Source organism: Butyrivibrio hungatei DSM 14810 (assembly GCF_900143205.1).
GTDB lineage: Bacteria > Bacillota > Clostridia > Lachnospirales > Lachnospiraceae > Butyrivibrio > Butyrivibrio hungatei.
In genome coordinates this window covers 14,500-39,301 of record NZ_FRDH01000006.1, presented here as the reverse complement: position 1 = coordinate 39,301, position 24,802 = coordinate 14,500, and the positions used below count along the sequence as shown (strand labels likewise).

General features: G+C 40.8%; 27 protein-coding genes. 24 read left to right on the top strand and 3 right to left on the bottom strand.

All coding sequences use genetic code 11. The annotated features are described in order from the left end of the window. Positions 1-61 precede the first annotated feature (61 nt). From BUA02_RS07970 to BUA02_RS07935, 8 genes are all read left to right on the top strand, one after another. Complete coding sequence (locus tag BUA02_RS07970) at positions 62-1,102, top strand: polysaccharide biosynthesis protein (RefSeq protein WP_072702589.1); 1,041 nt, start codon at positions 62-64, stop codon at positions 1,100-1,102. Between the two features lie 60 nt (positions 1,103-1,162). Further along, complete coding sequence (locus BUA02_RS07965) at positions 1,163-2,419, top strand: glycosyltransferase family 4 protein (protein ID WP_083572699.1); 1,257 nt, start codon at positions 1,163-1,165, stop codon at positions 2,417-2,419. 79 nt (positions 2,420-2,498) lie between these two features. Then, positions 2,499-3,794, top strand: coding sequence for a polysaccharide biosynthesis C-terminal domain-containing protein (locus BUA02_RS07960; protein WP_072702586.1), 1,296 nt, complete (start codon positions 2,499-2,501; stop codon positions 3,792-3,794). 593 nt (positions 3,795-4,387) lie between these two features. Continuing rightward, positions 4,388-4,546, top strand: a complete 159-nt coding sequence (rd, locus tag BUA02_RS07955) for a rubredoxin (protein ID WP_072702583.1) — start codon at positions 4,388-4,390, stop codon at positions 4,544-4,546. Between the two features lie 279 nt (positions 4,547-4,825). Then, positions 4,826-5,737 (top strand): SGNH/GDSL hydrolase family protein, encoded by a 912-nt coding sequence (locus BUA02_RS07950; protein WP_072702580.1) that lies wholly within the window; start codon positions 4,826-4,828, stop codon positions 5,735-5,737. A gap of 13 nt (positions 5,738-5,750) precedes the next feature. Continuing rightward, positions 5,751-7,163, top strand: a complete 1,413-nt coding sequence (locus BUA02_RS07945; RefSeq protein ID WP_083572698.1) for an MBOAT family O-acyltransferase — start codon at positions 5,751-5,753, stop codon at positions 7,161-7,163. A 12-nt stretch (positions 7,164-7,175) separates the two neighbouring features. After that, positions 7,176-8,195, top strand: coding sequence for a hypothetical protein (locus BUA02_RS07940; RefSeq protein WP_072702575.1), 1,020 nt, complete (start codon positions 7,176-7,178; stop codon positions 8,193-8,195). A 23-nt stretch (positions 8,196-8,218) separates the two neighbouring features. Beyond that, positions 8,219-9,397 (top strand): glycosyltransferase, encoded by a 1,179-nt coding sequence (locus BUA02_RS07935; RefSeq protein WP_072702572.1) that lies wholly within the window; start codon positions 8,219-8,221, stop codon positions 9,395-9,397. 5 nt (positions 9,398-9,402) lie between these two features. Here BUA02_RS07935 and BUA02_RS07930 read toward each other — a convergent pair whose 3' ends face one another. Then, positions 9,403-9,741 (bottom strand): hypothetical protein, encoded by a 339-nt coding sequence (locus BUA02_RS07930; RefSeq protein ID WP_072702569.1) that lies wholly within the window; start codon positions 9,739-9,741, stop codon positions 9,403-9,405. Between the two features lie 70 nt (positions 9,742-9,811). Continuing rightward, positions 9,812-11,428, bottom strand: coding sequence for a hypothetical protein (locus BUA02_RS07925; RefSeq protein ID WP_072702566.1), 1,617 nt, complete (start codon positions 11,426-11,428; stop codon positions 9,812-9,814). 80 nt (positions 11,429-11,508) lie between these two features. Here BUA02_RS07925 and BUA02_RS07920 point away from each other — a divergent pair, with 80 nt between their 5' ends. The 5 genes from BUA02_RS07920 (at position 11,509) to BUA02_RS07900 (ending at position 17,124) form a co-directional block, all read left to right on the top strand. Continuing rightward, entirely contained in the window at positions 11,509-12,657 is a 1,149-nt protein-coding gene (locus tag BUA02_RS07920; RefSeq protein ID WP_072702562.1) for a glycosyltransferase family 4 protein, read from the top strand. Positions 12,658-12,704: 47 nt separating this feature from the next. Further along, positions 12,705-13,982, top strand: a complete 1,278-nt coding sequence (locus BUA02_RS07915; protein WP_072702558.1) for a glycosyltransferase family 4 protein — start codon at positions 12,705-12,707, stop codon at positions 13,980-13,982. Between the two features lie 92 nt (positions 13,983-14,074). After that, the gene (locus tag BUA02_RS07910) at positions 14,075-14,482 is read left to right on the top strand and encodes a sugar 3,4-ketoisomerase (protein ID WP_071175224.1); all 408 of its coding nucleotides are present in this window, start codon (positions 14,075-14,077) and stop codon (positions 14,480-14,482) included. Positions 14,483-14,526: 44 nt separating this feature from the next. Next, a complete protein-coding gene (locus BUA02_RS07905; protein WP_072702555.1) occupies positions 14,527-15,492 on the top strand; it encodes a glycosyltransferase in 966 nt (321 codons plus the stop codon). Positions 15,493-15,531: 39 nt separating this feature from the next. Further along, positions 15,532-17,124, top strand: a complete 1,593-nt coding sequence (locus BUA02_RS07900; RefSeq protein WP_072702552.1) for a hypothetical protein — start codon at positions 15,532-15,534, stop codon at positions 17,122-17,124. Between the two features lie 28 nt (positions 17,125-17,152). Here BUA02_RS07900 and BUA02_RS07895 read toward each other — a convergent pair whose 3' ends face one another. Next, the gene (locus tag BUA02_RS07895) at positions 17,153-17,752 is read right to left on the bottom strand and encodes a hypothetical protein (protein WP_072702549.1); all 600 of its coding nucleotides are present in this window, start codon (positions 17,750-17,752) and stop codon (positions 17,153-17,155) included. Between the two features lie 174 nt (positions 17,753-17,926). On the opposite strand from BUA02_RS07895, the gene BUA02_RS07890 reads away from it, so the two are divergent. From BUA02_RS07890 to BUA02_RS07840, 11 genes are all read left to right on the top strand, one after another. Next, positions 17,927-18,562, top strand: a complete 636-nt coding sequence (locus BUA02_RS07890; protein WP_072703088.1) for a flavin reductase — start codon at positions 17,927-17,929, stop codon at positions 18,560-18,562. 245 nt (positions 18,563-18,807) lie between these two features. Continuing rightward, entirely contained in the window at positions 18,808-18,996 is a 189-nt protein-coding gene (locus BUA02_RS07885; protein WP_071175228.1) for a hypothetical protein, read from the top strand. After that, positions 18,993-19,550: a rhomboid family intramembrane serine protease gene (locus BUA02_RS07880; protein ID WP_072702545.1), complete on the top strand. Its 558-nt coding sequence runs from the start codon at positions 18,993-18,995 to the stop codon at positions 19,548-19,550. The genes BUA02_RS07885 and BUA02_RS07880 overlap by 4 nt, the downstream gene beginning before the upstream one ends. Before the next feature lie 45 nt (positions 19,551-19,595). Continuing rightward, on the top strand, positions 19,596-19,994 hold the full coding sequence (locus BUA02_RS07875) for a hypothetical protein (protein ID WP_072702541.1): 399 nt from the start codon (positions 19,596-19,598) through the stop codon (positions 19,992-19,994). Continuing rightward, positions 19,991-20,332 (top strand): hypothetical protein, encoded by a 342-nt coding sequence (locus tag BUA02_RS07870; RefSeq protein WP_072702538.1) that lies wholly within the window; start codon positions 19,991-19,993, stop codon positions 20,330-20,332. The genes BUA02_RS07875 and BUA02_RS07870 overlap by 4 nt, the downstream gene beginning before the upstream one ends. A 4-nt stretch (positions 20,333-20,336) precedes the next feature. Next, positions 20,337-20,567 (top strand): hypothetical protein, encoded by a 231-nt coding sequence (locus tag BUA02_RS07865; RefSeq protein ID WP_072702535.1) that lies wholly within the window; start codon positions 20,337-20,339, stop codon positions 20,565-20,567. Between the two features lie 206 nt (positions 20,568-20,773). Next, positions 20,774-21,124 carry a helix-turn-helix domain-containing protein gene (locus tag BUA02_RS07860; RefSeq protein ID WP_072702532.1) on the top strand — a complete coding sequence of 117 codons (351 nt, stop codon included), beginning with the start codon at positions 20,774-20,776 and terminating at the stop codon, positions 21,122-21,124. Next, on the top strand, positions 21,117-21,962 hold the full coding sequence (locus BUA02_RS07855; protein ID WP_072702529.1) for an ImmA/IrrE family metallo-endopeptidase: 846 nt from the start codon (positions 21,117-21,119) through the stop codon (positions 21,960-21,962). Before BUA02_RS07860 ends, BUA02_RS07855 begins: the two co-directional genes overlap by 8 nt. A gap of 3 nt (positions 21,963-21,965) precedes the next feature. Further along, on the top strand, positions 21,966-22,703 hold the full coding sequence (locus BUA02_RS07850; protein WP_072702526.1) for a hypothetical protein: 738 nt from the start codon (positions 21,966-21,968) through the stop codon (positions 22,701-22,703). A gap of 228 nt (positions 22,704-22,931) precedes the next feature. Further along, the gene (locus BUA02_RS07845) at positions 22,932-23,957 is read left to right on the top strand and encodes an acyltransferase family protein (RefSeq protein WP_072702523.1); all 1,026 of its coding nucleotides are present in this window, start codon (positions 22,932-22,934) and stop codon (positions 23,955-23,957) included. Next, positions 23,938-24,744 (top strand): DUF2238 domain-containing protein, encoded by an 807-nt coding sequence (locus BUA02_RS07840; protein WP_143147395.1) that lies wholly within the window; start codon positions 23,938-23,940, stop codon positions 24,742-24,744. Before BUA02_RS07845 ends, BUA02_RS07840 begins: the two co-directional genes overlap by 20 nt. Positions 24,745-24,802: the final 58 nt, after the last annotated feature.

Sequence of the window (24,802 nt, the reverse complement as noted above, 5' to 3'; positions counted from 1 at the left end):
AAGTAGCGCATAAAATACATGACGAAATAAAGCGCATTATATTAGAACAGAGGAAATAAAAATGAGTGAATTTAAGGACAAAACACTACTTATAACAGGAGGAACAGGAAGCTTTGGTCACTGCGTTCTGGACCACTTCCTTGCAAGTGATATCGGCGAGATCAGGATCTTTTCACGTGATGAAAAGAAGCAGGACGACATGAGACATGAGCTTCAGGCATTTTACCCTGAGTACTACAGCAAGGTTAAGTTCTTCATCGGTGATGTGCGTGATATTCAGAGTCTTCGCGACTGCATGCCAGGTGTTGACTATATCTTCCACGCTGCAGCACTTAAGGAAGTTCCTAGTTGCGAATTCTTCCCAATGGAAGCTGTTAGAACTAACATCATTGGTACAGATAACCTGATCCATGCCGCAGTTGAGAACAAAGTTAAGCATGTTATCTGCCTTTCAACAGATAAGGCAGCTTATCCTATCAATTCTATGGGAATTTCAAAGGCTATGATGGAGCACGTAGTATATGCTAACGCCAGAATGGCTGCAGAGAGGGGAACTATCCTCAACTGCACAAGATACGGCAATGTTATGTGCTCTAGAGGTTCTGTAATTCCTCTTTTCATTGAGCAGATCAAGAACGGCCATCCTATCACAATCACAGACCCTAACATGACAAGATTCATGATGAACCTTGATGAGGCTGTTGATCTTGTTATGTTTGCCTTTACACACGGCAATCCTGGAGATCTTTTCATCCAGAAGGCAGATGCGTCAACTATTGGCGACCTTGCTAAGGCTGTTCAGCAGCTCTTTGGCGAGACAGAGACCAAGATCATCGGTTCTAGACACGGTGAGAAGCTGTATGAGACTCTTTTGACAAAAGAAGAGAGACTCCGCGCAGAGGATATGGGCGACTATTACAGAGTCGTTGCCGACGCAAGAGACCTTAACTACGATAAGTTCTACGTTGACGGCGAAGTGCACACAGCTGCTGACGAGGCTTACACAAGCCACAACACAGACAGACTCGATGTTGAAGGCACTGTTAAGAAACTCCTTACAACCAAGTATGTTCAGGATGAACTGGAAATAATAGGAAAGTAATTCACGGGCAAGTAGCGATGTTTATGAGCTTAGTGAGAATTCCAAGAGTTAGGAGTTTGCATGTCTAGTGAAGGATTGAAGATCCTGGTAGTCACTGAGTGCTTTTGGCCTGATATCTACGCAATCAATGATATTGTGGAGAAACTGGTCAAAAGAGGTCACAAAGTCACGGTACTGACCGGACTTCCAGATTATACAACGACCAAAATTCCAAAAGAATATAGACATTTTAGAAATAGACATCAGAACTATAAAGGGGCTGATGTCTATCGCGTTCAGACCATAGCAAGGCACCACGGACCAATCTGGAGGAGCCTTAGTTATCTGTCTTTCGTGTTCTTTGGCTCACTGCGGGCAAGACTTCAGAACTGGGGCGACTTTGACGTTATCTATGTCTGGGAAGTGTCGCCAGTTACCATGGCTGTTCCGGCAATTCATCTGAAAAAGAGATACGACAAGCCTCTTTTCCTGTATTGCATGGACATTTGGCCAGAGTGCGTGAAGGCTATGCACATTAACGAGGGCACGCTCCCTTACAGGATGATCCATAGCTGGACCAAGAGGATCTACAAAGAATGCGATCACATCGCGGTTTCTTCGGAGCCATTCTTTGAATATATGGAGAAGGTTAATGGAATCTCCAGGCAAAAGATGAGCTATCTGCCTCAGTACGGCGATATCAAGCTTCTGGATATTGATCCCAGGAAGGATATCGAAACTGGGAATGCCTGCGACTTTGTCTTTATCGGAAATATAGGAAATGCACAGAATCTTGAGACATTGATCCACGCCATGACAGTGTTCAAAGACAGAACAGATGTTAAGCTACATATGGTCGGCGGCGGAACAAATCTTGAGAATATCAAGAAGCTTACCCGTGACCTTGGGCTGGATGATATAGTTCTTTTCTATGGTCCAAAACCATTTAATGAAGCAAAAGAGTTCTACAGGATGGCGGATGCCTGCGTGCTGACCCTTGATGGCAGTAACCACATTGGAGATACGCTTCCAGGCAAGCTTCAGACCTATATGGCGACAGGAAAGCCTATTTTTGCTGCGGCTAACGGTGCTGCTAAAAAGATCATCAGGTCGGCCTGCTGCGGAAGATGCGCAGATGCTGGAAATAGCAAGGAACTTGGTGATTATCTTTTAGACTTTGTAGAGCATCGGGAGAAATATGCCGAAAGCGGCATGAATGCCAGAGAGTATTTCATGAAGAACTTCATGGAATATCAGCATTTTGATGACCTTGAGAATAGTCTTAAATTGCTGATCAAGAATTATGCAAAAAGGCGTAAAAAGCGCAGAAAAAAGTAAGCAGGCAGGGATAAGTTAAGCTGAAGACTATAAGCTTGCACAGATAAAAACATATAGAAAAAATAAGGGTGTTACAGGAATGAAGATTTTAGTTACAGGAGCCAAGGGTTTTGTTGGCAAGAACCTTGTGGAGAATCTCAAGAACATTAGAGATGGCAAGGATAGAACAAGACCAGAGCTCCATATTGAGGGAATTTTTGAATATGATGTCGATACAGATCCGCTCCTTTTGAAGGACTATTGCCAGGAGGCGGACTTTGTATTTAACCTTGCCGGTGTTAATCGCCCCAAGGATACCAGGGAGTTCATGGAGAGTAATTTTGGCTTTGCAAGCAAACTCCTTGATTTGTTAAAAGAGTACAAGAATACCGCACCAATCATGCTCTCATCATCGATTCAGGCTTCTCTTGAAGGCAGGTTTGAGGGCTCAGAGTATGGTAAGTCCAAGCTTGCAGGAGAGGAACTTTTCTTTGATTATTCAAAAGAAACAGGCGCAAAGGTGCTTGTTTACCGCTTCCCTAACCTCTTTGGAAAGTGGTGCAGACCAAATTATAACTCAGCTGTTGCTACGTTCTGCAACAACATCGCAACAGACCAGCCTATTCAGGTAAATGATCCTAAGACCGAGCTTGAGCTTGTTTACATTGATGATCTTGTAAATGAGATGTTGGATGCTCTTGAGGGCAAAGAGCACAAGAGAAAAGAAAGACTTAATGAGGCAGAAGTCAGAGCCCTGATGGAAGCTAATGGAAGCGCAGATGCAGGCAATGGGGCAAGTGCTCGTAAGACAGTTGCTGTTGGCGATTCTAGGGAATACTGCTACGTTCCTGTTTCTCACAAGGTAACACTTGGAGAAATCGTAGAGCTTCTTAACAAGTTCAAGGATATGCCTCGTAGCCTAGTAATTCCGGATATCCCAGAAGGCTCTTTTGCTAAAAAGCTCTATTCTACATATTTATCATATCTGCCAGCTGAAAAGATGATCTACGACATCCCAATGGCAGTTGATGAGCGTGGACATTTCACAGAGCTCATCAAGTCCCTTAGCTGTGGACAGGTGAGCATCAACATATCCAAGCCAGGTGTGACCAAAGGCCAGCACTGGCACAATTCAAAGTGGGAAATCTTCATCGTTGTGTCCGGTAAGGCACTTATTCAGGAGAGAAAGCTTGGCATAGATCCCGAGACTGGCAAGGAGTATCCTGTTGTGAACTTCGAGGTTTCCGGAGACAAGATCCAGGCAGTTCAGATGCTTCCTGGATACACCCACAACATCATCAACCTGTCAGATACAGAGGATCTTGTGACAGTTATGTGGGCTAATGAGATCTTTGATGAGAAGAAGCCTGAAACCTATAGAGAGATTGTGGAGTAAAGGGAGATTTGATAAGAAGCTTACGATGTTGAAATGGATTGAGATTTGATGAAAAGCTTGCGATGTTGAAATGGATTGAGAATTGTTATTTTAGCCTAAAGCATATATTTGTTTGTTTTAGGCTAATTTTTTTTACTTGTTTTAAGGGGGAATCTAGGGAGTTGGCTTCTAACTTAGCCTATTAACGTTTGTTTAAGTTGATTTGGCTAAAGAATTTTTTGCGGTTTCAGAAGTACTATTGCGGAAGATTAGCCTATTTTTTAGTCTTTATTAAGAATAGGCTAAAGACAAAATAAGCTAGCTTGTTTAAGAAAGAATAATTTTTAGCCTAAAATATTCAATGCAAGTAAAATGAGCTAAAGAAGAGAAAAGTAAGCTCTATTGCAAGCCGAGAAGTTTTAGCCTAAAACGAATCACACTCGTAAAGTAGGCTAAGTGCTGAATTAAATGAAACCATAATCATATGGAGATAGCACAAAAAAGCAAATAGCAAGATAGATATCACAACAATATGATATAATAGCGATAAGAAATATTCGATTGTTAATTTGCAACAAACTACAGTCACTTAACAAGATAGGAGGACAAGGCTTATGAAGTACGTATGTAACACATGTGGCTATATCTACGATGAAGCAGAAGGTGATCCAGATAACGGAATAAACCCTGGAACTAAGTGGGACGATCTTCCAGCAGATTTTACTTGTCCACTTTGCGGAGTAGGCAAGGAAGAGTTCTCAGCTCAGGCGTAAGATAACAGCTAAAAAACAACTTAATAAAAAAGCATATAGTCACTGCCAATGATATTTTCCCAGTATTTGTGGAAAAAATAAATCAATGGTAGTGACTTTTCATTTTTCAAGTGAATAAATAGATAAAGTATACGGAGGGACTTTGACCATATTTACAAGTGAATAAATAGATAAAGTATATGGAGGGATTTTGGCCATATTTACGACGTGAATAATCCTAAAGAGTACGATATAATTATGAAAACAATAGTGGGGATTTGTTTTTTATGGGAGAAGGAAATGGTCCGGGGAATCAGGAAAAAAGTGTCTGTTCTACTGATGATGGCATGCATATTGCTTGCTTTCGGATGCGGAAGTCAAAAAATTGATGAACAAGCTTCAGAGGAGAATACACAGTCTTCAGAAGTAAATGAGCAGTCTTCAGAGGAGAGTACACAGTCTACAGAAGTAAATGTGCAGTCTTCAGAGGAGAGCACACAGTCTGCAGAAGTAAAAGTGCAGTCTTCAGAGGAGAGTACACAGTCTTCAGAAGTAAAAGTGCAGTCTTCAGAGGAGAATACACAGTCTGCAGAGGTAAAAGTGCAGTCTTCAGAGGAGAGTACACAGTCTGCAGAAGTAAATGTGCAGTCTTCAGAGGAAGAAGTAGCACAACAGCAGGTTCAGAATCCAAGTAAACCAGATTATGGACGAATTCTCTTTGTGGGTGATTCCCGTACTGTAGACATTTTCTCAGAGTCGGCATCAGAGCTGAGCGCTTACTCTGCAGGGAACGTCGTTGTATATGCGAGGGATGCTTCAAACCACAACTATCTCATAGATACGGTAAACTCATACGGCTTTGATAACTTTGATACTCTTGTATCCTGGATGGGAGCAAATGATTACGGCGATTTTGCATCCTATGAAGGATTCTATAATTCTGTCCTGGCAAGCGGAAAGACACTCATTCTCTGTACAGTTGGACCTACAGATGATAACTGTCTTGCAGCTGATGACAGACCATATTATGACAATGAACGAATTGTTTCCTTTAACGTCGCGCTTAATGCCTGGGCTAGTAAGCATGGCGTTAAGGTGATCGACCTATACACATACGTTAGCAATAACGTAACTATTGATGCGGATGATGGCATCCATTATGGACCAAAGCCAACAAGTAACATTTGGGGAGTAGTAACCGGAAGTTTTTGATAGGGTGACGCTTATGACCATTACTGTAGTGTCCTTACTGTATGCATTTGTAGTAGGGATCATATTTTACATAATTCCTGTAAATGCGCGGAAATACTTGCTTGCACTTGCGAGCCTTACCTATGTCTTTGGACTTGATAAGTATGCAGGTGCCATAGTAACAGTAACTTCGTTATTTACATGGCTCTTTTCTATGATGATAGGCTCATTCGTGGAAAAAGAAGAGCAAAAAAAGGCTAAATTATGCACCTTTGCGGCAGTGTGCCTGTATGTCCTTGTTCTTTGCATGTTTAAATTTCTTCCTGCCAGAGGCGGGCTTTTTGGGAAATTGTTTCTACCAATTGGCTTCTCTTTTTATGTTTTTCAGGCTATCAGTTATGTTGTTGATGTCAAAAGAGGTACTACCAAAGCTGAAAAGGATCCAATAAATGTCGTTTTATATCTCAGCTTTTTTCCTAAGTTTGTAAGTGGACCAATCGAGAGATTTGAAGGCTTTAACAAGCAGATCTATGCGCTAAAATATGTAAAATTTAAAGATGGAGAGCGCTTTAAGCTTGCACTGTATTATGTACTATTTGGAATGTTCATGAAGCTCGTTATCGCGGATAGGCTCGGAATCTACGTTGATAAGCTTTTTGAAGATAGGGGGAATTACGGAACACTGATACTGATTGCAGGAGTGATCGCTTACACTTTCCAGATCTACTGTGATTTTGCTGGATACACCTTTGTTGCTATCGGAGTATCCAAGATTTATGGAATCGATATCCTGCAAAATTTCAATGTTCCATATATGGCAGAGAATATCACAGAATTCTGGCGCAGATGGCATATGTCTCTTAGTAGTTGGCTCAAGGATTATGTGTACATTCCTCTTGGAGGCAATAGAAAAGGACCAGTCAGGAAGATTATTAATACCATGATCATCTTTGCAATATGCGGAGTGTGGCATGGAGTTGGCTTTAGTTTTTTGGCGTGGGGATTGATGCATGGCTTGTTTTCTGGAGTTGATGCTATACTCAAATCTAAAGGAATCGAGCTGGTTAGAAAAGGCGCGATTGGACGAATCATCATGTTTTTGGAAGTGGCTTTTGCCTGGATCTTTTTTAGGGCATCTTCTTTTACGGCGGCGGTTAGCTATATCTCTTTTACCGTAAAAAATCTGGTGATGGGAGAAACGTTGTGGGCGCAGCTTCACAGCCTAGGAATCAACCAGGTAGAATTGATACTGATATTAGTATTAGTAACTCTTCAGATAATTTTTGACTATATTGCATACAAAAAGAACAAAGATATTCCATCCATGATAGCTTCAAACAGTGACAGTATAAGATATGCAGTATTTTACGTACTTGTAGTAACTATATTTATTTTCGGAATCTATGGGCCTGATATGGCAACAAAGCCTATCTACATGCAGTTTTGATCGGAGCAGGTTATGAAGAAAAGTTTGAAAAAAGTTAGATTGATAATTCTGATGACGGCGCTCATTGTAACATATTTCTTTTGCGAAAGACTCCTTGCAATCAAGACAGAGCATGGCATCAGACAGGCAAGCGACATGTATGTGCAGCCTGAGGACTCGATAGATGTGGTGTTTCTAGGGTCTAGCCATATTCACACCAATGTAAATACTGCGCAGCTTTGGAGCGAGCATGGAATTGCAGCCTATGATTATAGCGGCGCTGACCAGCCTCTGTGGATGAGCTACAATTATTTAAAAGAAATATGCAAGTATCAAAAGCCTAAGCTGGTGGTGCTTGATCTGTTTAGTGTAGCGGTCTACGATACAGAGTATTTCAAGGATTTCATTTTTTTGTCAGACAATCTTAATGGCTTTAAGTTTTCATTAAATAAAATTGAGATGATGAAGAACAGCTGCCGATTTGAGACATTGGCAGATCATTTCCCCAGCTTTGTGACCTGGCACAACAGGTATAAAGAGCTGTCAGAGGTGGATCTAAAACAGCTTTTTGCGACTGACTATGAGAGAATGGCATTTAAAGGATATACACCATACTTTGGTGTGGAGGAAAAGGCTGAACCGCAGGAAGTGACAGAAGTTACTGAACTTGAACCAAAGGAAGCAGAGTATCTGCAAAAGATAAAAGACTTTTGCGCGGAAAATGATATGGAGCTTATGTTTGTGACGGCGCCTCATGTTGAAGAGGCTGACAAGGCGCATGAAATCTACAACCGCGTAGAGCAGATGGCACTTGATGAGGGATATCTTTTCCTAAATGGAATGAAGCTATTCGATGAGCTAGGAATAGATTGCTCAAAGGATTTTAATGATGAGTCCCACTTAAATTACTGGGGTAGCTGTAAATACACCAGGTATTTGGGAAAGCTCATAAAGGAATCCTATGAGATTCCCGACAGGCGAGGCCAGGAGGGGTATGAGTCCTGGGACAGACATGTGGAAGAAATCAAGCGGAAAGTAGAACAAAACGCGTAACATAGAGTATAATTATCATTGCTATGAAAAGACTACTCCTTATAAACTCCGTCATTGGCTTTGGCTCGACAGGTCGCATAGTTCTGGACATTGCAAAAGAGTACGAGGCAGACGGATACGAAGCAAAAATTGCATACGGAAGAAACATGAAGGTTTCAAGTCATCTTGAGAAAGATGTTAAGAAATATGGCGTACGTATCGGGAAAGATATGGACGTCTACTATCATGTGCTATATACAAGACTGACTGATAGGCATGGCCTAGCGTCAAAGATGGCAACAAAGAAGTTCCTTAAGTGGGCCAGTGAGTATGATCCGGATGTTCTCTGGATGCATAACATCCACGGCTACTATATTAACTATGAGATGCTCTTTGACTGGATCAAGTCAAGACCGCAGATGGAAGTAAAGTGGACACTGCATGATTGCTGGACATTTACAGGGCACTGCTCACACTTTGCATATGTGGGGTGCGAAAAGTGGAGATGTGAAGGAACTGATGGACAGAGTGAATGTAGTGAGAAGAGTGGACAGGAAGCACAGGGATGTATGAATTGCCCACAGCTAGCACAATATCCGCAGTCGAAGGCTGACAACAGCCGTGACAATTACCGCAGGAAAAAAGCTGCTTTCACAGGAGTCAAGAATCTTACAATTATCACTCCCTCCAAGTGGCTAAAAGAAAATGTGGAAAAGAGCTATCTTTGTGGATATCCAGTAGAAGTAAAGTACAACACTGTGGATACAGATGTGTTCAAACCAGTAGAAAGTACATTTAAAAAAGACAATGGAATTGAAAATAAGAAGATGATTCTTGGAGTTGCGAGCCTTTGGAATGACAGAAAGGGACTTAAGGATTTCTACAAGCTTTCTGAGATGCTGGATAAAGACAAGTTCCAAATAGTATTGGTGGGACTTAGTAAAGATCAGGTAGATGAGATTTCAGAAAAGAAGCTTAATATTATTGGCTTAGAGCGTACCAGCAGCGTAGAGGAGCTCAAAAAGATCTACAGCGCTGCAGATGTATTTGCAAATCCAACCTATGAAGATACGTTCCCTACAGTAAACATGGAGGCAGAGGCCTGCGGAACACCAGTAATCACCTATGATACAGGGGGATGTAAAGAGACAATAAAAAGTCAGGATAGTAAAGTAATTCCGCAGAACGTTGAAGCCCTGCGGAATGCAATTTGTGATATGTAATTAGTTTAAACACTCATAGAACTCTGGAAGACCGCAAAACTATAGATCATCCAGGCAAGAGTAAACGCTACTTCTAATACCCAGAAGATAATGTACTTTGTGGGGAGAGGGGCGTTTATTTTTTTGGTCCTGATGATATTGATAAGGGCGATGATCTCGCCAACAAGAGCAATGATCCAACCGAAAACTACGATAAGCATCGCGCCGGCAAATCCGATTACATAAAGCGGATGATCATTTCCGTCAATTGAATAACCAAGGAGGGCAAGGAGCCCGCCTAAAATAATTGCAGCCAGGACCACAACAAGGACTAGTAGGCTTTTTCTGATCTTTTTTAAATACATCGATGTCTTTCCTTTCTTGAAGCGCGTTTTTTACAAATCATCATTCTTGAACATAAAGTTCAGGAAGTGATCATTTCTTAGATTCTAAAAACTCCTGATATTTGTCAGCGTAGGTTTCCATCCACTCTGTGCGAGGAATGGCGCGGCAGTTGTCTTTGCCGTAGAAGATTCTGGTCATGTAGTTGTCAACGTTATCGGCATCAGCAACAACAGGCATATGCATAAGAGGTCCCTGTTTGTCGTTGATTTCTGGAACAACCACCTCTGTGACGGAAGGATCCTCAAAAAGAAAACGTTGAAGAGCCATCTGCTCCTTGTAGTCAGCAGCCTGACCAGATAAGTAGTAGTCAAGACAGACAAAATCAGTGTAGGTCTTGACGCCGTGACGGCCACAGAATGCAATACCCCCAAATATTGCAAACAAAACCACAAATTGTAGAAGAAGATTACCGGTAGAGGAGCCTTTTTTATCAGCTTGAGAGCTGATTCCAAGGATAGGAGATAACCTGAAACCAGGCTTTCCAACTAACCATTGTATCACAAAACCCTCAATATAGATCAGCCCTGCAATCTTGCAGAGGGTGAAAACCCAGAAATTAAAGTTGTTGTAGCCAGATGAAGCGTGGTTGCCGGCATATAGCCTGGGGGCATAGATGCTGGCATTTAAAAGAAATACCACAAGTATAAAGAGAACAGGATGTGAGAAGGTCTTTTGAAAATTCTCAGTATCCTTTTTATATGCTTCTTTGAGCGGTGAAAAAGAAGCAATTATAACGGAAAGAAACAAAATGACCACGAAGGTCTTCTCCCCTACAAAGCTTGTGGCAGCATCCGTCACAGAAAAAGTTATGGAATTAATGATAGTAGATAAAATGCCTCCTGTAGGCGCGGCACCATCAGCAATATCTGATGCACTGCGAACCGCGTTACCAGGAGCAATCATGCTGATCACAAGTCCGGAGATTTCAAGGATTACAGGAATAAGTAACAGGAGATTACGCTTGTTACGCACTTTTCCAAGAACAAATCCGGATAGCCACAGCAAAAACAGTGACATTAGAAGTAGCAAGGCAGCAGGGTAGGTTGCACCGCCAATTAAAGCGGCAACTACAGAAAGCCATACCAAATCTGATGTCTTGTGATCTTCAAGGAATTTATCTGCAAGGACGATTCCCACAAGGGCAAGGCACATGGGCATTGCATAGTGAATAGAACCAACCCACCAGAAGAATGCAGATTTCTGAGATGGAACAAGCTGGAAAACGAATAGTAGATATAACAAACTGATAATCAGGTATGTAAGCCCAGGCATGCCGAAGCGTCTTTTGACAAAATGATGAGCAAAGTAGACATATGCCAGAATCTGCATGATCACGAAGATGTAGGGCACAATCACGTAGGCAGAGTCTGAAAAGACTTCCGGGTGGAGGCAGAACAAGAAGCAGTCAAACCAGGTGCCCTGCCAGCTGTGCCAGATAGAAACTGTGGTGCGGGCAGCAGCGGTGATAGCAGCCCAAATTGAGCCAGTGCTCAGGAAAGCCAGGCGTGATGCTGAGCCGTAGTTGTAGTCATCACCTGATGCGGCGTCAAAGCCCGCAACTATAAATATAGGAATGAGCGAAATCACGAAGATAATCGCTAGAATCCAAGTGAATAATTTTTGATGTTTATATATAAAGTCAGACATAAAAACTCCCTCAAAAACTGTAATATTACCACTAAATTCTAGCATACCATTATGCATCGTGCCATGATATAATCTGTTAGATGGATAATAGATATAAGAATAAAGAAAAACTTAACATAGCAATGCTGGGACAAAAGCGCGTTCCGTCAAGGGAAGGCGGCGTTGAGGTTGTGGTGGAGGAGCTCTCCACAAGGATGGCAGCCCTGGGGCACAAGGTGACTTGTTTTAACAGGTCAGGGCACCACGTGGCAGGACAGCAGTACGACAACGACGTAACGGGCGAGTACAAGAAAGTCAGGCTCGTAAATGTTCCAACGATCAACAGGCGAGGCTTTGCGGCAGCCACCTCGTCTTATTTTGGCGCCATAATGGCGGCATTTGGCCCCTATGACATCGTGCATTTCCATGCAGAGGGACCTTGCGCAGCCATGTGGATTCCCAAATTATTTGGTAAAAGATGCATCGCAACCATCCACGGCCTTGATCACAAGCGACAGAAGTGGGGACGTCTTGCCAGTGGATACATCATGGCTGGTGAAAAAGGCGCAGTGAAGCATGCTGACGAGATCATAGTCCTTAGTAAGAGCGTTCAGGACTATTTCCAGAATAAATACGGAAGAAAAACAGTCCTTATTCCAAACGGTGTGAACAGGCCTGTTACCGTACTTCCAACTCAGATTGAAAAGAAATACGGACTTCAGAAAGATAGCTATTTTCTGTATCTTGGAAGGCTTGTGCCAGAGAAGGGGCTTGAATACCTGATCAAAGCCTACAAAGATCTTGATACTGACAAAAAGCTCGTTGTTGCAGGCGGCAGCAGCGATATGAAAGAGTTTGAAGATAAGATTCAGAGCCTCGCAAAGGACGATGACAGGATCATCTTTACTGGATTTGTACAGGGTAGGATTTTGGCGGAGCTTCTTAGCAACGCATATACCTACGTTATTCCGTCAGACCTTGAGGGCATGCCACTTACTCTTTTGGAAGCTATGAGCTATGGCAACTGTTGCCTCACATCGGACATTCCGGAGTGCACCGAGGTTGTGGAGGATAGAGCGATCTCTTTTCACAAGGGCGATGTGACGGATCTGAGGAGTAAGTTAAAAGAGCTGGATGAAAGCCCGGAGAAGGTTGCACAGTACAAGGAAAAGGCTGCGGAGTTCATCTGCGGCAAGTATGACTGGGACAAGGTTACAGAGAAGACCCTGGAGCTTTACAGGGGACTGTAAAGAATTTCAGAAATTTTCAAATAGTGATAGATGAGTAGGATAGCCTGATGCGATATTTGATGGTAAACAAATTCCTCCACCCAAACGGAGGGTCGGAGACATATATATTTAAGCTGGGTGAAGCCCTTGTAAAAAAAGGCCATGAAGTCCAGTACTTTGGCATGGAACACGAGGGCAGGATTGTTGGAAATAAGGCTGAAAGCTACACTTCCGATATGGATTTCCACGGTGGCAGCAAGTTAAAAAAGCTGACTTATCCACTTAAAACAATCTACAGCAGCGAAGCAAGGAAAAAGATAAGAGCCGTTCTCGATGACTTTAAGCCAGATGTGGTGCACCTTAACAACTTCAATTATCAGCTGACGCCTTCCATTATCCTGGAAATTGTGAAGTGGAGAAAAGAGACTTCCCGTCAGTGTAAGATTCTTTTCACAGCCCACGATTATCAGCTCCTGTGCCCAAACCATATGTTTAATAACCCTGCAACCCACGAAAACTGTGAGAAGTGCATCGGTGGCAGGTTTGGAAATTGTATAAAGGGTAAGTGCATCCACGGCTCTATGGCCAAGTCCGTTGTAGGCGCCATGGAAGCTGAGTTTTGGAAGCTTAAGGGAACCTATAAATATATCGACAAGATCATTTGCTGTTCAGAATTTATGAAGACCAAGATGGACACAAATCCTGTATTTGTAGGGAAGACAGTGGCCATGCACAACTTCATTGAGCATGTAGAGAATGGTCCACAGGGACGGGGTTCCTGGTCCATTTCCGAAAATGAGCCCCAGGGAGGTCGGCCAGAGCTCATTTCTGGAAATAATAGATACGTCCTGTATTTTGGACGCTTTTCCAAAGAGAAAGGCGTACGTACACTTATAGAAGCAGCAAAAAAACTCCCTGAAGTGAAGTTTCTTTTTGCAGGAGCAGGGGAGTACGCAGAGCAGATAGAGGCTCTTCCTAATGCCGAGAATCTTGGTTTTAGATCTGGAAAAGAACTGGATGACTTAATCCGCGGAGCGCTATTTTCAGTGTGCCCATCTGAATGGTACGAAAACTGTCCATTCTCAGTAATGGAGAGCCAGGAGAGGCTCACTCCGGTACTGGGAGCTAGAATTGGCGGAATTCCTGAGCTTGTAGAGGATGGCAAGACAGGATGGCTCTTTGAGAGTGGAAATGCCAAGGAGCTTGCAGCCAGGATCAAAGAAATCTGGGAGGCTGACCAGGATCTAGATATAAAGAAAATCCGCGTTAATCTCCAGAACCTTAAGCGCATGGACGCTGATCAGTACGCCGATTGGCTTCTTGATTTAATAAGCGAAATCAAGTAATATACGTTGGATTATTATGTTTGTAACACTACGAGACCAGGTAGATGTATGATATAATCTATAGGAATTCATGAATTGTTTTAGGAGTTATTATGCAGGTTGTTAAATATATGTTCCAGCCCCACGGCGACGAGAGAGGCCAGCTGGTGGCACTGGAAGAGTTCAAAGACATACCATTTCAGATAAAAAGAGTATATTACATGTACGACACCATTGATGGCGTCACAAGAGGCAAGCATGCTCACAAGAAGCTTGAGCAGATTCTTATTTGCATTCACGGAAGCTGTAAGGTTCGCCTTGATAACGGCGTTGAGAAAAAGGTAGTGCCTCTTGAAAAGCCTTACGAGGGCCTTTACATTGCCAATAACATGTGGCGTGAGATGTACGACTTTTCACCTGATGCAGTTCTCATGGTACTTGCTTCAGAACTCTATGATGAGAGCGATTATATTAGGGACTATGACGAGTTCCTCAAGATGGTAGAGGAAGAAAAGAAGTAACACAACCACATTTGTATTAGAAAAGATATAGACAGGGTAAGAATATGTCAGAAAAACAGATAGATGTGAGCATTTATATGCTCACATATTTTCATGAAAAATATATTCGTCAGGCCATAGAGAGCGTTCTAGCTCAGAAGACTCAGTACACCTATGAACTTGTGATCTCAGATGATTTCTCACAGGATGGCACAAGAGATATTTTAAGGGAGTATGCTGAGAAATATCCTGACATCATCAGAGTTAATCTAAACGATGAAAATATCGGAATCCCAAAGAACATCTACAAAGCCCGCTCCATGTGCAGAGGACGTTATATCACAGCTCTTTCCGGAGATGATTACTGGATCAATGACCAGAAGATCGAAACTGAGGTTAAGTTTCTGGATGAGCATCCGCAGTACGTTGCAGCATTCAACGGAATCGAGCTCAGAATGGATGATTCCACAACTGCTTATGATGTTATACCAAGGGATAAGTCACAGTTTAACAGAGAGTATTCGTTAAAAGACTATGAGAAGTGCGAACCTCTCGGAACACATGGCTTTTTTATGCGCAATTATTTCCTTACCGAAGAAGGCAGAGAATATTTCGCTCAGGCTCAGCAGATCAGTAAATTCGTAGACGATGCAGTAGACGAGGTTTTGATCTTAAAGAAAGGCCCAGTCTACATTTTAGACATCGTAACTGATGCGCACCGCGTAGTAAGTTCAACTGAGGACAAAAAGAACTACAACTCCCGCTACTCTCGCCTTGAGAAGTTCGGTCATCACATAGGACTTTTGAATGGCATGAGCGAGAGATGGGGCGATGAGATAGATTTCTCCGGATGGTACGCAGAGTACTATGCTACAGGTTTTCTTAGTATGCTTGTTAGCAGAGATTTCAAGGGATATAAAAAGATAATGGCAACAATTCCAAAGAGATATAAGGGAATCTTTTGGAAGGCGCTTCCTAAGATGTTTGCATTTGTGTTTAACAGATTTAAGCGAGTTAAGCCAACTGCCTAGGTATTAGATGACTAAAAGATTTATGAGGGGTCAAAGAATATGTTTGAGGGGAAGAAAATTTCTATCAAAGAGCTAGTTGCAGTCACAGCTCTTTCTATACTGGTGGTATTCGGCGTAGTGTGTGGCCTTGGAACACTGACATCAGGCTGGCATCTCGTTGATGATCACGAATTTCTGGAATTTCAATATATGTTCAAGTATCAGGGCAAGTCACTATGGGACGTCATCAAGTGGGCTATGTCTTGGGATACGACCACCAGGAACAATTTCCTGTATTATCCGCTCAGGATCACCATGTGTTACCTTGTTGGTGCTGATTCTGTTGCGATTTCAATCATCAAAGCAGTAGAGATAGTAGTGTTCATGGTGCTTCTCTATGCCTGCGGCAAGAAGATCACAGGCAAATTCTTTGTTTCGCTTTTCTTTGCATTCACTTGTCTTGTGGGATATCAGAGTGCCCTGTGGTGGAAGCTTGGTCCTGAGCAGGTTCAGGCAGGTATCTGCTTTGGGATATCTTTTTTACTGCTCCTTAAGTGGCTCGAAACTCCAGACAAAAGACATTTCGCAGTGTGGAGCATTGTTTTCTCAGTTCTTATGGGCTTTTTCCATGAGTCTTTTATTCTGGTAATGCCATTTTTAGCTCTTTTCCCAATTTATGAAAAGATAAACCAGCAAGACATCAAGCTTAAAGGCATGATCAAAAACCTCAAGAAAGAGTGCACAGGCCTTTGGTGGTACACCATCGCAGTTATGATCTGCTGCGCAGTAGTTCTCTTGGAGATTGTTCTAAGGCTTGGCCTTAACAGCTATGATCCTGTAAGCTTTGATCAGAGCACCTCGATCTATCAGTATATAACTACATTCATCTATTCGTTAAAAGATGGCCTTAAATGGTACTACTACTTTGGAATAGCGCTTCTTGGCGTGATCCTGACCTATTACGACAAGATCAAAAACAAGTGGGCGGATGTGGTAATCGCTATTGTCTTCATTGCTCCACAGTTCGTGCTATATAGCAAGGAAGGTATCGCAGAAAGGTACATCATTCCTGTAGTGATCGGTATCGCAATGCTTTTTATCCTGTTCGTTTACAGGAATGGCTTTCTGGATGGACACAGGAAAAGAATATATGCAGTGGTCCTGGCTCTGATGCTGATCCTCAATGTAAGAGGTATGGTGGTAGAAGGGGATTACTTCAGATTTCGCGGTGAAAGCGTCACTAAGGTGCTGACTACTACAAAGGATATGTCTCAGAAAGGCTATAAGGTCATGTGCTGCCTCGGAAATGCCAATCCGGAAGCAGACTGGACTGTAGACATGTATATGAAATCAGAAGGCCTTCCTGATATCTACTACCTCAACACAGTCATGAACAAGGCTACAGATGTAAGACCTATGCTCAAGGCAGACAGCGTCAACCTCTATGACATAGATGAGATGGATGTGATCTACGCCTACAACCGCGACGACAGGCACTTCGTGATAGAGCCTAACATAGACTTCTCTGATTATGTGCAAAAGAAATGTGGAAGTATCGACATCTACTTCAAAAAGGAAGTAATAGATGAGATAGGCGAAGAGTATCTGGATAAATTAAGCGTCAGACCTACCCTTTATGGAATTGGAAAATGAGCTAGCTCACCAACCCCGTCCCCCTAGCTCACTTCATCTTCGTCCAGCCGTTTCTACTCACCATCTCATCAAGCACTTGATCTTTTAGTTCTTTTTCAAATTCTTCCTTAGAGACATTTTCATTATCAATCTTATAAATAGGAGCATCCAGAGATTCTTCTAAGCTTGAAGGCTCTTCTCGAATAAAGAAGCTACCTATCTGCTCTGTCTCGCCTGAAGGAAGATAGCGGTATAAGTTGTATGAAATAGACCCGTCGTAGTCGTATTCTTCCACCATCATGCCATTCTTTAGAGGATAACTGTAACAGATCATTTCCATAGAATCGCTGCACCAGCAGACAATCTTATCATTCTCATAATGGAAAACAGCATTAAAAGAACCAGGGTCATCAACATACTGAATCAGTAATTCTTGGCTCCCGTCGCCGTCTAAATCCATGAGTAAATACTCATATTCTGAACGAGTATCACCACTAGCCATATCCTTAAGAAAAAAGCTTTCAACTGAATCTTCATTCACTTGACTCAAATCGCCATTCAAAAAATTTGGGTAAGGATTGGTGGTCCCACATGCAGATAAAAGTGCAAGGCTAAGTGTTAGTAATACTGTATATTTGAATCTTCTCATGATAGTTCTCCCTGGATTTTTGTATTATGTAGATAAAAGAATGTTCTGTAATTATATCAGCTGATCACAAGAAGATGTTGCAAAGAAAGTGTCCAAAGTGCGAAAATACATAGTAGAAGCAAAGAAATACTTATAACAATAAACCATGATAGAGGGAGGTTACCTATGAGCGAGATGAACACAAAGGCAATGTACAAGTTATCCTACGGACTATTTGTCTGCACTGCAGTTCGCGGTGACAAGATGAACGGCTGCATCACCAACACAGCTATTCAGGTGGCTTCAGATCCTAACAGGATTTCCATCGCCATCAACAAGGCAAACTACACCCATGACATGGTAAAAGAGACTGGGCTGTGCAACGTTTCTGTCATTAGCCAGAAGGCAAGCTTTGATCTCTTTAAACACTTTGGATTCCAGTCTGGACGCGATGTGGATAAGTTCGCACCAGAACTTATAAAAGATATCGCATATAAGCTTGCAGATAACGGCATTCCATATATCACAACTGGAACAAATGCCTATTTCTCGCTGAAGGTAGATAAGGAAGTAGACCTCGGTTCACATACTCTTTTCATTTGTGAACCAACAGCCATGGTGGTTCTAAATGAAGATCCATCCTGCACATACGACTTCTACCAGAACAACATTAAGCCAAAGCCACAGCCTGTCGGCACAACAGTTAAAGGCGAGACCATTTGGAGATGTACCATCTGCGGTTATGAATACGTTGGCGAAGATCTTCCAGATGACTTTATCTGTCCTATATGCAAGCATGGGAAAGATGATTTTGAGAAGATAATCAGATAAGCATAAAGCAAAAAAGGAGATGGTTTCCCGTCCATCTCCTTTCTTCTTCGTGTCATAAATAACTAGATAAATATAACGTAAATATTTTTGAGAGAAGTAGATGAATCGTGAAAGTTCATTTACTTCATATGAAACATCGATATAATATTAGCAAAAAGAATAAATGTCAAGAGTATCGTTCACGAACGATAAAAATCCATTATTTTGTCGTGCGAAGACGATAAATTTATATTGGAGGTACAATAATGAAAAAGAACAACTTACTATACATCGCATTTGGAGTATTAGTGATCTTAGTAGGAATCTTTGCAATATGCACAGCCCAAACTTCAAGAAATCCTATTAGATCTACATTGCGTGGAATTGCAATGATAATCGCTGGAATAGCTGTAATAGTATTTACTATCATAGAGCAGGTGCAGAAAAAGAAATGATGAATTCTCAAGTTACAATAATCATAATCCTGATCAACATTGCCATATTCGGCCTCGTAAATACCAAGAAACTAGATGTAGGTAGCCTTGGCTCATCCTACATGATGACAATTCAAAATCACCAGTACCACCGCGTAATCACCAGCGCCTTCACACAGAGAGAAGTCATGCACCTTTTTTGCAACATGTACTCCCTCTACAACATTGGCACAACTCTGGAACGTGCCCTGGGAAAAGAGCTATACATACTCTTCTACGCACTCATCATGGTGGTAGGCGGTCTGTTATCCGCCAGGATAAAGAAAAAGAAAAGCCCCTTCACTTTATCAATTGGAGCCTCAGGTGTTCTCTGCGGACTATTTGGAATCTATATGGTCATAGCCTTTAGTATATGGGGATTTGCCGGGATAAGATCAATGATACCAACCATTGTCATCCTGGTAGCCATGACACTATCTCCAAAGATAGATTCTGTAGGGCATTTCACAGGTCTTTTGACAGGGCTTATCTGCGGAATAGTGGTTGTGAATATGTATAGTTTTGTGGCATATTAAGTCAAAAGAGATAATGGAACATTTTTTAAAGAGGAGGTACATATCATGAAGAAATCCACTTGCGAAAAAATACACACCCTAATCCTAAAGCTTCCGAGCTTTTTGGAAAAAGTAGTAGCTGCCATATTGCTGGTAGGTGTCGTCTACAGCTGCATTCAGCTGGCACTTCACGTATTTACCTTCTCAAGCCTTGACTTTGGTATATATGTGGAAGATATACTGGTAACAGCTTTCAACGCAGTAATCGTCATAGAGTTTATACGTATGCTGGTCAAACACTCCATGAACACTGTGGTGGAAGTCCTGATCTTTGCCATCGCCAGATCACTTGTGGTTGGACATGAAAAGACCTTGGAAACACTTGTTAGTATAGTGTGCATTGCTATATTACTGGCGTGTAGGAGATTTTTGTTCCATGACTTTGATTTTAAAGAGGAAGAATGAAAATGAATAAGTTTATAGAGAACTTAAATATATATTTAGGTGGAAAAAAGATTAAAAATTCATATATTTCACTGATTACTGGATGGGATAAGAGTAAAGTTAGCCGCATCCTTAATGGTGAAGTAGAAATAAAGATGGCTGATGCAGAGGAACTGGCATCGATGTTGGGCAAGGATATTGCCTTTTTCCTAGGTGATAAGGCGACAATTCTTGGTGAGATAAGTTCAAATAAGCAGTTTTCGTATTGCAATGGATATTTGAAGAAAGAAGACAATATAATTGCCAAACAATTGCTGGAAATGTTTAGATACTATGATGCATTGGTATATGAGAGATAGCAAAATGAAAGTTAGTAAATATGAGTATACCATGCAGCTACTTGCTGCTATGGCATCTATAAATATTGCAAGGCAGCAGAAGATTTCTAGAACTAAAGCATTTTTCAAGTTTATGAAGTCGAAAACTGGTGAGATGCTTTTTGATGAATCAACAGATATGTGGATGAATGGACCTGATTATATAGCGGATGAGTATAGAAGAGAGATGCAGGCTAAAAGAAAACAAAAGAAATAATGCGAATTTATGTGTATTAATGAGCTTTTGGATGTCGCCAGAAGCAAAGAATGGTGTAATTAAATGTTGCATAACTGTTAAAAAACTGTTAAAATTCTATTCTTGATACACAAAAATGTAATTTATGATATCATTAATGTACAAGGAATGACATCATCATATTCTTAGAAGTGTTAGTGATATGTTTTATAAATGGAGGAACTAAGATGAAAAAGATGTCACAGAAATTATTGGCTGACATTGTAAGGAACCGACGTGAACAAAAGGGCATGACTCAAGAACAATTAGGTGAACAAACTGGTATAAATAGGGTTATGATTGGGAAAATTGAAAAAGAATCATATATTCCTTCGTTGGGACAGCTAGAGCAGTTGTGCGAAAAATTGGATTTTGAGGTTACTGATGTTTTAGAGGAAAGAAAACCTATGTATTATTCTGCATTTAGAGGCGAAAATAGTACAGATACTGACCAAAGAGGAATAGACTATTTATTAAAGATGATGATGGTTTCTAAGCAGCAATTGTTACTGAGAAAGATGATAGAAAAAGATGTATGATGTTGAATTAACAATAAAAGAAATATCAGAAATAAAGCAATTGGCAAAAGACACAAGAAAGTCATTTGGTGTTAATGATGAAGTTCCTATTGCCAATGATATGAAGATGCTTTTAGATAGGCAAGGTATATATCTGTGCGAATATCCATTTGAAAATAATAGCAAAATAGATGCAGAAATAGTGAGGTTTGAAACAGTGGACAAACCTCTTATTTTTATTGGGTTAAATTCTTCGTTGTATTACGATGAGCAGATTTTTGCTTTGGCTCATGAGATATTTCATTTTAAAACTAAATCTGGAAAAGCGTATAGTTTAGAAAAGGATGACGAGGATGCAAGAACTGAGAAAAAAGCAGATAGGTTTGCTGCTGAGTTACTATTACCTGAGACAGTACTAAGAACATATGTGATAAATGAATTTTCAAATGAAAGCATTAGTGATGATAATGTCCTTCGAATATTGAGATTTATTGCTAATTTGCAGGTTGTTTGGTGGCTACCATATAAATCAATTGTATTAAGATTGCGCGAAGAAAAGCTAATTGATGAGGAGCTATTTAATAAGCTATACGAGGACTTTGATGTACGTGATGAAAATAGTGAATACTATACTATATTAAAGGCCATTGATAAAAATGCTGCAATTCGATTAAATAACCCAACTGGGAATTTGACCGTGTCTAATGAAGTAATACGAACGATACTAAAAAACTATGATGATGAATATATTTCAGAGGATGAGTTTGTTGAACTATTAGGAGTGTTTAAGCTAGAGCCTTCAGATTACGGTTATCAAATAGGGGATTTTGATGCAGACTGTGATATTGAAGGAGAGTGATAAATGAAAATTGAATTATCACATAAGAATGAGGCAGTATGTGTTTTTCTGTGTAATAGGGAAAGTGTAGTCTTTTTGGATGCGAATATTTTTATTCCACCAGATAGAACTAGCATTGGAGCAAGGAATGCTTTCGATTTCAAAAATTATAAAGAAATTATTTTGGAACCTTTATTTGATAATTGGAAAAACTTGGCTATTCATGAATCTGTTTATATGGAACTTGTTGATAATAAGGTCAAAGAATATGCAGATATGAATGTGAATGATACTCCTCCAAAGCTGAAGATATACAATAATGATCAGCTAAATGAAGAAGAGAGGAGTTTGTTCTATGCAAACATTGATGTTCTAGCGCAATTTTCAAATTATCAACCAGACTTAGATAATTCGGATGATAGAGGAGAAGTGCATTCATTGGCTTATATGGCTGTAAAACAGTACTTGTACTTTTCTGCAAATGATCATTTACCTATTAGATTGATTACTAAGGCAGAAGAATTGGAAACTGGTTTGGAACATATGAGAGTGCTCCAAATGTATGAAATTATCTATATATTATTTGTGATGAAGATGTCTGATACGGATGGACTTCGCAATTTGTATAAATATATGTACTATGCTACTAGAACGGATAAGAAGGTCAATCCATCGTGGGGCGATTTTATCGAAAAAATGGATTCTATGTACAAGGAATTTGTTTCCATAAGAGAAAACGAGGCATGTGAAAATGCAGAATAGAAAACATCTAATTTGCTCCTCACCCCTACATAATAGTATAATTTAAGCGGCGCATAGCGCCGCTTTTCTATTCACCCTATCACCATACCCCTATAGGACAAAACCATGACCCATAAATACTTCAAATCCCTTCAAATCCTGAGAGCCCTTGCGTTCTTATCCATATTCTTCTTTCATGTGACAGTACTGGACGATACCTTCTCCAGATAGAGCATTACAGTATTCCTCATGCTAAGCGGCTTCCTAAACGCTCTTCATGGATATGAAAAAGATATAAAGGCAGACGTACGTAGCTCCTGGGAATATGCTACAAGGAAAATAAAAAAGCTCTATCCCCTGCACCTTGTGATGCTGGTAGTAGCCTTTGGACTCTATATGTATAGCTTCAGAGCAGAGATTATGCAGAACTTCAAGTCCAGGATCGTAACAGAGAGCCTTAAGATATTATCAAACATCCTTCTAGTGTCTGACTGGAGCCCAAAGAGCGGCTGGTGGTACAACGTATTTAGCGAATACAATATAGTTACCTGGTATTTATCACTAAGCCTTCTGCTCTTTATCCTAACACCATTATTCCTGAGGCTAATGCATAGGCTATATGACAACAAGAGCAGTAATAACTTTTGGCGTAGGCCCCTTATAGTTTCGCTCGTCATATACCTGGTGACAATAGCCATAAATCTAGCTTTGGTAAAAGAGCTTGGACCATCAGGAGCTTTCCTCTATACATATGAGTCTCCAATATCCAGAATAGGCGACTATCTCATAGCTCTACAATTAGGATACATATACTTGCACTCGCAGCAGGAAAAAGACATTAAGGAAAACAGTAAGCTTGCAGTAGCAGCAGTAGTTTTGTCCATATTGTTGTCCTGCGCACTCATTTACTTGGGTACTTCTGTTTTATCAGGAGATAATAAATGGATCGTTTCAACAGGATTCTATTTCACTATTCCTACAGCTATACTCATCTATTTCCTTGCCAAGACTGAAGATAAGATCAGTAAACTCCTTGATTCAGGTAAAGCAATAAAGGCGGTTACAGAAAAGATACTATACCTAGGAACAATTTCCCAATATGCATTCCTGATCCACGTTCCCGTGATCAACCTGGTTCATGGAGTGTATAGCAAGGTTGGAGATGTGAATATCTGGGTTTGGAGTGTCATAGCGTTTGGGATTACGATGATAGGTTCTTGGTTTGTGGAAAAGAGGAGGCGTAAGGAACAGGAAAATGAAGATATTCGATTATAAAAAATCCCTTGTAAACAGCTACAAACAGAATAAGAGAACCTTTATTTTTTACCTCGTTTTGCGAGGACTGGTAATCCTTACACTTATAAGGTGCATTTTTACCAGAAATTATGAAAGCGCAGCAATATGTGTTTTATCTTTATTGCTGTTTTTACTGCCGGCATTTTTGCAAAAGCAGATGAAGATAGAGTTTCCACCGCTTTTTCAGGCTATCATTTTTGGATTCATCTATGCTGCGGAAATTCTCGGAGAGGTAGATCATTATTATGTGATTATTCCCGGTTGGGATACCATGCTCCACACTATCAATGGATTTTTGTGTGCGGCAATAGGCTTTTCACTCATTTATCTGTTAAATCGCGGGAGTAAACATTTTAATCTATCACCGTTTTATCTGACATTGGTAGCCTTCTGCTTTTCCATGACAGTAGGAGTAATATGGGAATTTTTTGAGTTTACTATGGATCAGTTTTTTGCCCTTGATATGCAAAAGGATTTTATAGTGCAGAAAATTGGTTCAGTGACACTTGATCCCAACAATAGTGGGATGCCTTTTGTAATCAGGGATATCACTGATACTGTAATAAACACAGCTGATGGTAAAACATATGCTGTAAATGGTGGATATCTTGATATCGGCATTATCGATACAATGAAGGATCTGATGGTAAATCTTGTAGGGGCAGTTGTTTTTAGCATCGTTGGTTATAGTACGTTGAAGTTTTCAAAGAAATCGGCTATAGCGGACAATCTTATGATTAAACCAGTTGATAAAAGCGAGGATTAGTATACCTGGGAAAATAAAGTGACTTTATTCGTATTATAGAGCTTTTGGATGCTTCCAA

Coding starts and splice junctions, on each gene's coding strand:
- BUA02_RS07915 (WP_072702558.1), top strand. CDS start 12,705: ATGCGATATTTGATGGTAAACAAATTCCTCCACCCAAACGGAGGGTCG.
- BUA02_RS07840 (WP_143147395.1), top strand. CDS start 23,938: ATGAAGATATTCGATTATAAAAAATCCCTTGTAAACAGCTACAAACAG.
- BUA02_RS07895 (WP_072702549.1), bottom strand. CDS start 17,752: ATGAGAAGATTCAAATATACAGTATTACTAACACTTAGCCTTGCACTT.
- BUA02_RS07885 (WP_071175228.1), top strand. CDS start 18,808: ATGAAAAAGAACAACTTACTATACATCGCATTTGGAGTATTAGTGATC.
- BUA02_RS07920 (WP_072702562.1), top strand. CDS start 11,509: ATGGATAATAGATATAAGAATAAAGAAAAACTTAACATAGCAATGCTG.
- rd (WP_072702583.1), top strand. CDS start 4,388: ATGAAGTACGTATGTAACACATGTGGCTATATCTACGATGAAGCAGAA.
- BUA02_RS07850 (WP_072702526.1), top strand. CDS start 21,966: ATGAAAATTGAATTATCACATAAGAATGAGGCAGTATGTGTTTTTCTG.
- BUA02_RS07950 (WP_072702580.1), top strand. CDS start 4,826: ATGGTCCGGGGAATCAGGAAAAAAGTGTCTGTTCTACTGATGATGGCA.
- BUA02_RS07900 (WP_072702552.1), top strand. CDS start 15,532: ATGTTTGAGGGGAAGAAAATTTCTATCAAAGAGCTAGTTGCAGTCACA.
- BUA02_RS07870 (WP_072702538.1), top strand. CDS start 19,991: ATGAAAATGAATAAGTTTATAGAGAACTTAAATATATATTTAGGTGGA.
- BUA02_RS07865 (WP_072702535.1), top strand. CDS start 20,337: ATGAAAGTTAGTAAATATGAGTATACCATGCAGCTACTTGCTGCTATG.
- BUA02_RS07965 (WP_083572699.1), top strand. CDS start 1,163: ATGTCTAGTGAAGGATTGAAGATCCTGGTAGTCACTGAGTGCTTTTGG.
- BUA02_RS07875 (WP_072702541.1), top strand. CDS start 19,596: ATGAAGAAATCCACTTGCGAAAAAATACACACCCTAATCCTAAAGCTT.
- BUA02_RS07930 (WP_072702569.1), bottom strand. CDS start 9,741: ATGTATTTAAAAAAGATCAGAAAAAGCCTACTAGTCCTTGTTGTGGTC.
- BUA02_RS07890 (WP_072703088.1), top strand. CDS start 17,927: ATGAACACAAAGGCAATGTACAAGTTATCCTACGGACTATTTGTCTGC.
- BUA02_RS07960 (WP_072702586.1), top strand. CDS start 2,499: ATGAAGATTTTAGTTACAGGAGCCAAGGGTTTTGTTGGCAAGAACCTT.
- BUA02_RS07935 (WP_072702572.1), top strand. CDS start 8,219: ATGAAAAGACTACTCCTTATAAACTCCGTCATTGGCTTTGGCTCGACA.
- BUA02_RS07940 (WP_072702575.1), top strand. CDS start 7,176: ATGAAGAAAAGTTTGAAAAAAGTTAGATTGATAATTCTGATGACGGCG.
- BUA02_RS07925 (WP_072702566.1), bottom strand. CDS start 11,428: ATGTCTGACTTTATATATAAACATCAAAAATTATTCACTTGGATTCTA.
- BUA02_RS07880 (WP_072702545.1), top strand. CDS start 18,993: ATGATGAATTCTCAAGTTACAATAATCATAATCCTGATCAACATTGCC.
- BUA02_RS07945 (WP_083572698.1), top strand. CDS start 5,751: ATGACCATTACTGTAGTGTCCTTACTGTATGCATTTGTAGTAGGGATC.
- BUA02_RS07860 (WP_072702532.1), top strand. CDS start 20,774: ATGAAAAAGATGTCACAGAAATTATTGGCTGACATTGTAAGGAACCGA.
- BUA02_RS07910 (WP_071175224.1), top strand. CDS start 14,075: ATGCAGGTTGTTAAATATATGTTCCAGCCCCACGGCGACGAGAGAGGC.
- BUA02_RS07905 (WP_072702555.1), top strand. CDS start 14,527: ATGTCAGAAAAACAGATAGATGTGAGCATTTATATGCTCACATATTTT.
- BUA02_RS07845 (WP_072702523.1), top strand. CDS start 22,932: ATGCTAAGCGGCTTCCTAAACGCTCTTCATGGATATGAAAAAGATATA.
- BUA02_RS07855 (WP_072702529.1), top strand. CDS start 21,117: ATGTATGATGTTGAATTAACAATAAAAGAAATATCAGAAATAAAGCAA.
- BUA02_RS07970 (WP_072702589.1), top strand. CDS start 62: ATGAGTGAATTTAAGGACAAAACACTACTTATAACAGGAGGAACAGGA.